The 11244-nt window shown below is 63.5% G+C and carries 9 protein-coding genes and 1 pseudogene; 4 read left to right on the forward strand and 6 right to left on the reverse strand.

Features of this window, described 5'->3' with window-relative positions; genetic code table 11:
- Positions 1-47: 47 nt before the first annotated feature.
- Positions 48-641, forward strand: a pseudogene (locus tag E3T29_RS20430) (hypothetical protein).
- A 269-nt stretch (positions 642-910) separates the two neighbouring features.
- Here the strand turns inward: E3T29_RS20430 and E3T29_RS19030 are convergent.
- The 4 genes from E3T29_RS19030 to E3T29_RS19045 are packed head-to-tail and all read right to left on the reverse strand — an operon-like array spanning position 911 to position 4902.
- Entirely contained in the window at positions 911-2167 is a 1257-nt protein-coding gene (locus tag E3T29_RS19030) for a Zn-dependent hydrolase (protein ID WP_092451422.1), read from the reverse strand.
- Positions 2164-3402, reverse strand: coding sequence for an amidohydrolase (locus E3T29_RS19035; RefSeq protein WP_134347045.1), 1239 nt, complete (start codon positions 3400-3402; stop codon positions 2164-2166). The genes E3T29_RS19030 and E3T29_RS19035 overlap by 4 nt, the downstream gene beginning before the upstream one ends.
- On the reverse strand, positions 3399-4124 hold the full coding sequence (locus tag E3T29_RS19040; protein WP_134347046.1) for a hypothetical protein: 726 nt from the start codon (positions 4122-4124) through the stop codon (positions 3399-3401). Before E3T29_RS19040 ends, E3T29_RS19035 begins: the two co-directional genes overlap by 4 nt.
- 22 nt (positions 4125-4146) lie before the next feature.
- On the reverse strand, positions 4147-4902 hold the full coding sequence (locus tag E3T29_RS19045) for a DUF5058 family protein (RefSeq protein WP_092451416.1): 756 nt from the start codon (positions 4900-4902) through the stop codon (positions 4147-4149).
- 18 nt (positions 4903-4920) lie between these two features.
- On the opposite strand from E3T29_RS19045, the gene E3T29_RS19050 reads away from it, so the two are divergent.
- Positions 4921-5967: an Lrp/AsnC family transcriptional regulator gene (locus E3T29_RS19050; protein ID WP_370449211.1), complete on the forward strand. Its 1047-nt coding sequence runs from the start codon at positions 4921-4923 to the stop codon at positions 5965-5967.
- A gap of 16 nt (positions 5968-5983) precedes the next feature.
- On the opposite strand, the gene E3T29_RS19055 is transcribed toward E3T29_RS19050, so the two are convergent.
- Together E3T29_RS19055 and E3T29_RS19060 are read right to left on the reverse strand one after the other, a co-directional pair.
- Complete coding sequence (locus tag E3T29_RS19055) at positions 5984-7411, reverse strand: amidase (protein WP_134347047.1); 1428 nt, start codon at positions 7409-7411, stop codon at positions 5984-5986.
- 422 nt (positions 7412-7833) lie between these two features.
- The gene (locus tag E3T29_RS19060) at positions 7834-8538 is read right to left on the reverse strand and encodes a TetR/AcrR family transcriptional regulator (protein ID WP_134347048.1); all 705 of its coding nucleotides are present in this window, start codon (positions 8536-8538) and stop codon (positions 7834-7836) included.
- A 255-nt stretch (positions 8539-8793) separates the two neighbouring features.
- Here E3T29_RS19060 and E3T29_RS19065 point away from each other — a divergent pair, with 255 nt between their 5' ends.
- Positions 8794-10437, forward strand: a complete 1644-nt coding sequence (locus tag E3T29_RS19065) for a class I adenylate-forming enzyme family protein (protein ID WP_134347049.1) — start codon at positions 8794-8796, stop codon at positions 10435-10437.
- Positions 10434-11216 carry an SDR family oxidoreductase gene (locus E3T29_RS19070; RefSeq protein WP_134347050.1) on the forward strand — a complete coding sequence of 261 codons (783 nt, stop codon included), beginning with the start codon at positions 10434-10436 and terminating at the stop codon, positions 11214-11216. The genes E3T29_RS19065 and E3T29_RS19070 overlap by 4 nt, the downstream gene beginning before the upstream one ends.
- Positions 11217-11244: the final 28 nt, after the last annotated feature.

An 11244-nucleotide genomic window follows, 5' to 3' on the forward strand; every position in this document is an offset into this window, starting at 1 on the left:
GAACGAGACGGAAGCGGCTCGCGCCGGCTCGGAGTGGTGAAGCAGCAATGACAGATTCTCTGATCGAATGGGCGTCCGGCGATCACGATGACGCGTTCGGAGCGAGCTCGTTGGACGATCTCGACGGGCCGCTCACCGCGGAGCCGCCGCATCCGATCAATTGGAACCTGCTCAGCGCTGACGACGCTGAGGTCGAATGGATCGAACTCAACCGATGGGTGAACTGGTTGCGACGCACCTACGGGCTGCCGGCATCCGTTGTGCCGCCGTTCTGGCACCGGGACTCCTAACTCGTCTGAGAACTCTCTGCCGTGCATCTGCACGGGCTCGCGCCTACGACGCCGCCCAGCACTGCTCGGCCCCGTTCGGATGGCTCCGCGAATTCGGCGACGCCCGCCAGCGCCTCCGCGACTGGGTGGACGCGGCTGGAGCGTGATCGGCCGACGCGCCAGACGGCTTGGCCGGCCGAACCGCCTGCGAAGGCAGTCGATGACGACGTCAGCGACCGCGACGAGAACGTGGCGCAGAGGCGGGATTCCGAGGCTGCGTTCTATACCTGCGGGAAATATCAATGGTCACCGGAATGCCTAACCAAACGTGATGGCGAATCGTGGCTTGCCCCTTGGTGTCCAATCATGTGACTCCCCGCAATGTCACGAACATGTATGGTCGGCTAGCATTCTGATCGGTCCTGCGTAGGCACGTTCCAGGGAAAAACATCATCTCGAAAAGAGGCATCACCCATTTCTTCTCCGGAACGCGTGAATCCTGTTTGACTGCCTTTTTTATTGAACCGCGGAAATGTACTCCTGGGGTGCGTCGCGCTGGGTCAGCTCGAGAACCACATGTTGGCCTATAGAATCCCGGGAGCACTTCTCGCTGGCCACCTTGAAGGCGCGGGGCGGGACCGTCAGTCGCGGGCGAGGCTCAGCAGGGTGTCGAGCAGCACATTCGCGCCGTTCTCCACGTCGATCCACGCAGTGTTCTCCTCGGGGCAGTGGCTGCGTCCGTCGATGCTCGGCACGAAAATCATGCCCGTCGGCGCCAGCTGAGCCATGTTTTGCGAGTCATGGCCAGCCCCGGACGGCAGCGAGCTGTACAACAACTCACGCGCGGCGGCCGCGGCCTCGATGGTCGCCTGAATGCTGGCGTCGAGCCGAACCGGCGGGATCGTGACCTCAAAATCGAACTCCACTTGCACCCCGTAGCGCAGCGCAATCTCCCGGGCCACATCCACGATGGTCGTTTGCAGGGCGTCAACCAGATCCGTCTCCGCTTCCCGAAAATCCACCGTAACCCGGGCCAGCCCTGGGATCACGTTGGCGCTTCCCGGCTCGACCGTCACGATTCCCGAGGTGACGACGGCACGCTCGCTAACGCTTGAGGCCACTTCGGGCAACGCCACGAGCAGCGCGCCGGCGGCAGTGAGGGCGTCGCGGCGCTGGTTCATCGGGGTGGTGCCGGCATGGTCGGCCCGGCCTCGGAACGACACCACGCCACCGCCGAGCGCCACGATGCCGGTGACCACGCCGATGTCGTGCCCGAGCTGCTCGAGCGTTGGTCCCTGCTCGATGTGCAACTCCACCGTGGCGTGCAGCGTAGCGGGGTCCAGCTTGGTCGCCGTGGCCGCATCGAGGTCTCCGCCGGTGGCCGCGAAGGTGTCAGCGAACCGGTCGCCGTCTCGACCGGTGAGCGACTCCAGCTCGGTGCGGGAAAATCCTCGTGCGAGTGCGCTCGACCCGAACAGATGGGCGTAGTTGCCCTCCTCGTCGGTGAACATGACCGCCCGCACCGGCCGGTCTAGGGCTGGGCGTTCCTCTTGAATGCGGCGCAGGCATTCCAGCGCGGCGAGCACACCGAGCGCCCCGTCGAATGCGCCCCCGTTTGGCACGGTGTCGATGTGCGACCCGGACCACACAGCGGGCTGGGCCGCAGTCCGGGCATCGTAGTCGGGCGATACGACGATGTTCCCGATGCCGTCCACTTCCGCCCTGAGACCGGCTTCGGCGCAGCGCCCGAGCAGCCATGCGCGAGCCTCGCCATCCGCTGCCGAGAAGGAAGTGCGATCCAGGCCGCCGCCCGGCCCGCATCCGATGCTGCCGAGTGCTTTGAGGTCAGCGACCAGTCGGGGTCCGTTGACCGAGAGTCGGGCTGTTGAGGTGTTCATGCGACGCCGCCCGGCGTGCCGACCCGCGACAGTATGGCGGTGAGGGCGGCGGTGAGCCCGGCTGCCAAGGCAGGCTCAGAGTCGGGGGCGAAATGTGGCGAGTGGTTGCCGGCGACGGATTCGGTTGCGTCGATGGTTTGCTGGGAATAGCCGCCGAACATCCAATACACCGAGGGTACGCCGATGGCCTCGGCAAGCAGTCCGAAGTCCTCACTTCCCATCACTGGCGGAACCTCTTTTACGCCGTTCGCTCCGAGGGCGCCGCTGAGCGCAGCGATCAGTTGTTGGGTTGCCGCCGGGTCGTTGTAGCAGCGGGGGAATGTGGAGAGCACCTCGATCATCGGATCGGGGGCTCCGGATGCTTGTGCTTCGGCCGCGATGATGCGGCGCAGCGAATCCAGTACGCGGGTCCGCACTTCGACGTCAAAAGTGCGCACGTTTACAGTGAACTCGGCAGTGGCGGGGATGATGTTTTCCTTGAGTCCGCCGTGGAAGGTGCCGACCGTGACCACAGCGGCCTTCATCGGGTGCACCTCTCGCGACACGACGGTCTGCAGACGCACGACCATGTGAGCGCCGATCACGATCGGGTCGATCGACTGATCGGGCTGGGAGCCGTGGGCCTGACGGCCGTGCACGGTCACCTTCCAGGAATCAGCCATCGCCATCGCCACGCCGCTGCTGATGTCGACGGTGCCAGCGAGGCCGGGCCAAACGTGCTGGCCGAAGACGATCTCGGGGCGGGGGGCGCGGTCCCACAGCCCGTCGGCGAGCATGGCTACCGCTCCCGCCCCGGTCTCTTCCCCGGGTTGGAAGATGAACACCACGGTGCCTGCCCAAGCGGACGGGTGGGTGACGAGGTGCTCGGCCAGTGTCAACGCGACTGTCATGTGAGTGTCGTGGCCACACCCGTGCATCGCAGGCACGTCGGTGCCGTCGGCCAGGGTGCCGCGGGCGGTGCTCGCGTAGTCGAGTCCGGTCTCTTCCTGGATAGGCAGGCCGTCGATGTCGGCGCGGTAGGCGACCGTGGGACCGGCGCCGTTGCGCAGGATACCGACGACGCCGGTCCCGCCGCAGCGGAAGGTCTCGAGCCCGAGATCATCAAGGCGCCGGGTGAGGAACGCACAGGTCTCGGTCTCCTGCATGGACAGTTCCGGATGCGCGTGCAGGTGCCGGTACAGCTCCTGCATCGCGCGGGTCGTGGTGTCATCAGTCGGAAGTAGGGTCACGGTCATGAGATCTCTTTCGTGGAGTCGGAGCGGGGCTTGCTGCGTAGGAACCAGGCCAGCACGGCGGTGGTGACGACGGTAATTCCGGTGGCGAGGTTTGCGACGCTGGGGACGGCGGGCACGAGCACGAAGAAGACGAACGCGGCTGTGCCGATGGCGATAAGCGTGACGCGAGGTTGTTTCAATGACACCACGAGCTGCACGATGACCCCGCCGATGATGCTGGGGAAGATGTACAGGCGCGCGACGTCGGTGACGTCGGCTGGCACGATGTTGACCAGCCAGGAGCCGAATAGACCGACGAACACCAGCATGAAGAACACGTGCACCATCGCGGCGCCGCAGATGGCCATCAGGGCTGAGAATTCGCCGCGCTTGGTGCCAGCCTTAGCGCCGATGGCCGCTTGGGCGACCAGTGCAGAGGGGAGCAGCTTGTTGGCGATGTTGCCGATCATGAACGCCTGGTACATTGCCGCGGGACCAAGGATCGGGTAGTAGGTGATCGGTTCGACCACCCACAGCACCGAGAACACGGCGGCAACGGCGAGGAACGCGATCCAGACCTGTGTCTGCGTGATGCCAAGGTCGGCGAAAAGCACCAGGTAGAGCGGCGCGGCGAGTGACATGACCAGTGCGGCGATCATGGTGGACCGACCCCAGCGGCTCGTTGTGCGGTCGAAGGTCGCCAAATCGGCGGACGGCGTGGTGATCACTGTTGTGGAGAACATGCTGGCCTTTCTCGATGTTGGTTCAGGCGACCGGTGCGAGGCCGGTGGTGTGGGCGGTGTATGCGACGATGAGGCCGATCACGATGGAGAAGCCGAGCCCCCATTCGCGTAGCCAGCCCAAGTTGAAGCGGCGTGCCAGGAACAGGCAGGCGCCCATCACCGCGGCCGAGGTGACAACGGTCAGGATGTGCACGGGGGTTTTGCCGAGCTCGCCGATGCCGAGGCTCGCGAACGCTCCGAGGAGCGCGGCAGCGGGGATGATGGCCATCAGGGTGGGGTTCACGCTGCGCAGCCGAGAGTCGCCGCGTTTAAGCAGCGGGGTCAACACCAGGGTGGCGATCATCCACATGGCGCCGGAGAGGCTCATCGCCATAAATGCGACGGCGAACACGCTCTGGGTGTAGCTCGCGTCGCCAAGGGCTGCTCCCATGGTACTGGCGGCAATACTGGCCGAAGCAGTCTCGGTGGCAGCCGACCCGACCAGACCGACGCGCACCAGCACAGCCGGGGTTCCGAACAGGCTGAGCAGGGCCACACTGACGAGCACTACCGCCAGGGAGGGGCCAATTGCGGCCACGGCGCCGGCGCGGAACGAGGTTTTCAGTTCGGCCGAGCTGATGCCGGCCGCCGGCGCGGCGATCCGGGCCGCACGTATGTACACGACCGTTTGCAGGATGATGGCGGCGAACACGCCGACAGCCAAAATCCACAGGATTGGCAGGTTGGCAATGGCAAGGATGTCGGTTGAGTCAGGGTCACCGGGTAGGGACGTAATCATAAGTGCTCCAGTGCTGGAATGCGGGTGGGGCAGTGCGTGATGATAAGTTCGGCGCTAAGGAAATCCTTGTATTTTCAAGGAACGGCGTACGAGCAAGGATGGATTGTGCGGCTACTGGATCCCTTGGAGCGGCGGATTGCGGCCGCGCTGCAGTTCGACGGGCGCAGCTCTTGGAGCCAAATCGCCGTCGTGCTCGGCGAACCGGAGCGCACTGTCGCCCGCCGGGGCAGTGAACTGATCGAAGCCCGGCTGGTGCAGGTGGCCGGACTCCGCCCACAATCCACCTCGGTGATCATCCGCGTTCAGACCGCGCCGGGCACCACGCGCGCGACCGCGAACGCACTGGCGCAGCGTCGCGATTCGACCTTCTCGTACACGATGACCGGCGGCGTGGACTGTGTCGTCGAAGTGCTGACCGAGGCCGAGCTGATGCCGGCACTGCTCACGGACGAGATCCCCGGTACGGTCGGTTTGGTGCGCGCAGTCAGCTACCCCGTGATGCGCTACTTCCGCACCATCCGCGGCTGGCAGCCTGACTTGCTGACGGAGGTCGAAGCTGATGCCCTGCGGGCCGGTGTGACGACGGACACGTGGAGTCTGCAGGAGCCGCAGCGGCTGAGCCGGGTCGACAACGAGATCGTGGAGGCGCTTTGCCGAGACGGGCGGGTGTCCTGCGAACGGTTGGCCCGCCTGACTGGGGTGTCCAACGCCACGGCCCGCCGCCGCACGGAATGGCTGCTGCAGAACAACCATGTTTACATTCGGGCGGTCGTTGAACCGGCGAGTGTCGGCCTTCCCGTCGAAGCGTTTTTGTGGATCCGCAGCGACCCGAAGAACGTCGAGGCGGCCGGGCGAGAGCTCGCGGCCTCGCCGCTGGTGAGGTACGCAGCCGCGGTCGCCGGCGACTACCAGATCGTAGCGAATGTCACGGCGAAGGACCAAGCTGCCCTCTATGCCTGCGTGACGTCCGCGCCTTGGGTTGCTCACACCAAATCGATTGATGTCAGTCTGCTGCTCGAGGCTTTCAAACGAGGCGGACGAGTGCTGCAGCCCGCGCGAATCTGAACGTCGACGACGCATCTCAGCTACCTATGTCGCGCAGATCGGGAGCCTGCCACGCATAGCGGGTGGCCTGTTCGAAGCTGTACCCCACCTGCAGCAGCTCGACATCCTGCCCGTGGTCCATGACCAGCTGTAATCCGACCGGCAGACCGGACTCGCTGAAGCCCGCTGGCACGCAAAGCGCGGGAAGCCCGGTCGCAGAAACGACGCAGGCGGAACGCATCCACTCAAGGTAGTTCTCAAACGGCACGCCGTCGATCTCGGTCGGATACCGCAGGGCGGCATCGAAGGGAAGCAGCTGGGCGGCCGGACTCGCGAAAACGTCGTAGCGGGCGAAGAAGATACGGGTCTTTTGCGCTAACCGGGTGCGGGCCAGCGCGGCCGAGACGACGTCGGCTCCGTTCAGAGCAAGGCCGCGCTCCACATTCCAGCGCACCTCGGGTTTAATCTTGTCGCCGTGCCGGGCCACAAGATCGCCGTAGGACAAGGCAAAGTCGAACGCGCGCACTGTGCTGAACACCTCATCGGCATCACGCAGATCAGGGGCCGCCTGCTCCACCGTCGCGCCGAGGTCTTCGAACACCTGCAGCTGCTGATGCAGCACGCGCAGCACCTCTTTCTGCACCGGAATGCCCAGACCGAAATCGTCGGACCAGCCGATGACGAGCCCTGTGAGATCGCGCTGCAGCGGCTCAAGAAACCGGCGTGCCGGCACCGGGTTGAAATACGGTGTAGCGGCGTCTGGTCCCGCAATCACCGACATAGCCAGGGCAATATCGGTCACCTCCCGGGCCAAGGGACCGCTGCGAGAGAGCCAGCTCCAGGCGTTACGGCTCGGCTGCAGGGGGACCACGCCGAGCGACGGCCGGAATCCCACCACGTTGCAAAAAGAGGCGGGAATGCGCAGCGAGCCGCCCATGTCGCTGCCGTCGCTAATGGCCTGAATGCGTGCGGCCAGAGCTGCGGCGGCCCCTCCGCTACTGCCGCCCGCGCTGAGAGAGGGGTCATACGGGTTGGTGGTCGTTCCGAAGACCTCGTTGAAGGTGTGCGACCCGGCCGCGAACTCCGGCACGTTGGATTTACCGGTGGTGACGACACCGGCGGCCTTGAACCGCTCGATGATCAGATCGTCGTGATCGGGCACGTGGTCAGCGAACACTGGTGACCCGAAGGTCGTGCGCAGGCCGGCGGTGGAATGCGTGTCCTTATGCGTGATCGGAACGCCGTGCAGTGGAGGCAGATCGTCGCCGCTCAGGGTGCGGGTGTCGGCGGCCACCGCAAGGTCGCGGGCCGCTTCACGATCTTGGGTGACGATGGCGTTGATGCGAGGGTTCACCCGGTCGATCTGGGCGAGGTGCGCGTCGAGGGCTTCGTTGGCCGAGATCTCGCGTCGGCGAATGGCTAGAGCGAGCGCGGATGCTGACAACTCGGTGATCTGGTCGCTCACGGTTCATCTCCTGCTTGGGCGGTGGACCGGATGTCTCCGGTGGGTAGAAGTCTCGTGGTCGGCAGGCGCGACAGTGAGCGGAGGCCCGTGAAAACGTCCGTTTGAATGGTTATAGCCACGATTTTGGCCGATTTCGTCATGGAGGGGCGGCTTGTGAAAAAAAGTGAAATATGCGGCGGTTGCGGTCATTTTCACTGAATGCAGGTGGCTAGCCGGGTTCGTAGGGCACCGAAGAAACCCTGACAGTAGGGACCTTTGGGAATGGCATATCGCTCAGAGTCGCATTCGTCGCCTTGGTGCGTGCACGGTGTCGAGGAACCACACAGCGGGACGTGACCCGAATCCTCGAACCTAAGGGCAGTCTGGCCGCTCTGTGCAGCGGCCAGACGAGATAGCCAAAATTCACTGGTCGCTGCTCACGGTCAGCCGCGGTTCGGCCTGCCTCGCGCATCTGTTCGTAAAGGCGTGGGCGCCGTGAGGACACTCCGTCTTTGAGAGCCTGAGCCAACCCCTAAAGTCATTCGGGCGATGTTGGCATATCTGATGGCCAGCTCTTCGGGCGAAAGCTCACCGTCATGGCGGTACCACTGCGCAATACCGGTACACATAGTCACGATGGCTCGGCTGGTGTCTTTGGGGTGCTCAGCGTCAAAGATCCCCTCCCGCATACCCTGATTGATGATGTCGTCCACCATCTGCTGCTGCTTATCGCGGGATTTGATGTGCGCCGTTCGCGACTCGCCTTCCAGACTTCGGATCTCACTAGCAGCGATGAAGGCGAGCTCACTGCGGTGAGCGTGAAAGAGCGCCAGACATTCGATCAGCAGGCGAAACTGTTCCTCCACTGAGGAACCTGCCTCCGCTATAGCGTCCTCGCTCCTGACCAATAAATCCTCCATCGCAAACTGTACGATCGCCACCAGCAGTGCCTGCTTGGAGGCGTAGTGGTGATATAGGCCCGGTACGGAGAGCTTGGCCCGAGCGGCCACAGTGCGAATTGTCGTGCCGTGATAGCCGTGCTCCACAAAACTATCCAAAGCCGCCTGTAGCAGGGGTGGCAGAACATTTTCGGAGTATTTGCGCCATTCGGCTGCATCCTCGACTCTTTTCGCAGTCTCAACTTTCACGAATGCTCCTTCACCTGTTAATGCCTGATTGCCATTGTCTGTCTTGACAGATGATGACGTCTACTCCAGACTAACTCCTACCGAGCGATCGCTCGGTAGGAGTTAGTAAGTCAATTTCGGCGAAGATGCCGGAGGGGGGCGGCTGTCGTGACTCGTTCAACTGTGACCAACCGTTGTGAGATCGGCTCTTCGGTAGAGAGTCGTTCTGGGATCAACGCCGTAGAGGATTCTCAGACCGCACCAGACGTTCTCAGCATGGATGTACGTACAGAGATGCGGTACGAGTCCACCGTAGAGGCGTGGAAGGCCCGCGTCGCCGCCAATCCGGATCGCGTCGCACTTCGCTATTTCGATGGCAGGATGACTGCCGCCGAAGTCGACCGTGCCTCCGACGCTCTCGCTATAGCGCTCGAGGCCCGCGGCACAATCCGCGGCGCCCGGGTAGGCATCTACCTCCAGAACACCCCCCACTATGCGCTTGCCCTGCTGGCCCTCTGGAAATTGGGGGCGACGGCACTGTTGCTGAACCCCATGTACAAACGTAGAGAGCTGCGTCGCCTCGTTGACGACTCGGGCGCAATCGGTGTTATTTGTTCCGACACGGCTGTGTCGGAAACCCGTCAAACGCTTGCCGGAGGCACCGCTTCTTGGCTCATCAGTACCTCTGCACGTGACTTTCAAACGCGAAACGATCCACGCAGCTGTGACATGACAGCACGCCCGGCAGCTTCGGCTGACGGGGACGTCGCGGCTCTGATTCGCGAATTCGACGGCTTGCGACCCGCTGACATTGAGCTGACCCGCGACGACGTGGCGCTCTTGACCTATACCTCTGGAACGACCGGACCGCCAAAGGGCGCCATGAACACCCACGAAAACGTCCTGGCCGTCGCCACGACGTTTGGCCGCTTTGCACGGCTGGCCCCCGGTGACGTCGTCATGGCCGTGGCCCCACTATTTCATATCACTGGCGCCGTCATTAACGCTGCGATCTCACTGTTCACCGACACAACCTTGGTTTTTACGGGCCGCTTCGACCCCAATGTTGTGTTGGAGGCCTTCGCCGAGCATAGGGTCAGCTTTACCATCGGCTCGATTACTGTGTTCAACGCGATTTTGGCGCTTCCGCATGCCAGCGCCAGCCATTTTGCCGCCGTCAAGACTCTGTATTCCGGCGGGGCGCCAATCCCGCCGGCCACCGTGGAACGCTTCAAAAAACGCTTCGGCGTCTATATCCACAATGCCTATGGATTAACCGAAAGCACGTCCGGTGTAATTGCCGTCCCGCCCTGTGCCGAGGCGCCGGTCGATGCCTCCAGCGGCACTCTTTCCATCGGCATTCCGCTACCACACGTTGTAGCCAGAGTCATCGACCAGAACGGTCAACCCGTTCCGCCGGGTACCCAGGGCGAGCTGGAATTATCTGGACCCCAAATCATCCCGGGTTACTGGAATAATCCGGATGCCACCACCCACGCAATGCCCGGAGGCAGGTTTCGCACCGGCGACGTGGCCATCATCGACACCCAAGGCTGGGTTTATCTGGTCGACCGGCTGAAAGACCAGATCAACGTCTCCGGGTACAAGGTCTGGCCCCGCGAGGTCGAGGACACGCTATACGAACATCCCGCAGTCCATGAGGCCGCTGTGATCGGCCAGGCGGATGAGTACCGCGGCGAAACCGTCGTCGCTTTCGTGTCCCTGAAATCAGGTGCATCGGCCACTCCAGCAGAACTCATCGCATTCACCAAAGAGCGCCTCGCAGCTTACAAGTACCCCCGCATCGTGCACATCATCGACGACCTACCCAAGACACAGACCGGAAAAATTCGCCGCCAGGAGCTCCGTGATGAAAACACGGCAGCCCACGACCTACCGTCCGAGAAAGACAAACTATGAGCGAGCAATCCGTCCAAGCACACCGCCTCGAGGGCAAGACGGCCATCGTCACGGGGGCCAGTCGCGGTATCGGACTGGCCATCGCCTTGCGGCTGGTGGCGGAGGGCGCCCGGGTCTGTATCACCGCTCGTAACACCGAGGCGTTACACGATGCGGCCGCCCAGTTCCCGAACGGATCCGTACTCCCCCTCGCCGGCAAAGCCCACGATCCGGACCACCGCCTCGAGGTACTCAATGCCGTCACCGAAACATTCGGCCAGCTGGACATCCTCGTCAACAATGCGGGCATCAACCCCGTCTACGGATCGGTGATGGATCTAGACCTGTCCGCCGCGCGCAAGATCACCGAGGTGAACGTCTTCGGCACCCTGGCCTGGATCCAGGATGCTTACCACCACGTTGCCCTCGATTTCGCCGGCCGCGGCGGCACCGTGATTAACGTGTCTTCGGTCACCGGGCAGACACCGGCACCCGGCATCGGTTTCTATGGCGTGACCAAGGCCGCCATCGCGCATCTGACCCGCACCCTTGCCGTCGAAATGGGGCCGAAGATACGAGTGAACGCGGTTGCACCGGCGGTGGTCAAAACGCAATTCGCCCAGGCCCTCTACGAAGGCAAGGAAGCGGAAGTCGCCGCGAGATATCCTCTCGCCCGCCTCGGCAACCCAGAGGATGTCGCCGCCACCGTCGCTTTTCTCGCGTCCTCAGATTCGGCCTGGATCACCGGTCAGGTCATCAACCTTGACGGCGGCCTGCTTGCAGCCGGCGGCACCGCTTGACATCCCCACTCATCGGCCCCCACCCGCG

The sequence above is a fragment of the Cryobacterium sp. TMT1-66-1 genome, from assembly GCF_004403435.1.
GTDB classification, from domain to species: Bacteria; Actinomycetota; Actinomycetes; order Actinomycetales; family Microbacteriaceae; genus Cryobacterium; species Cryobacterium flavum.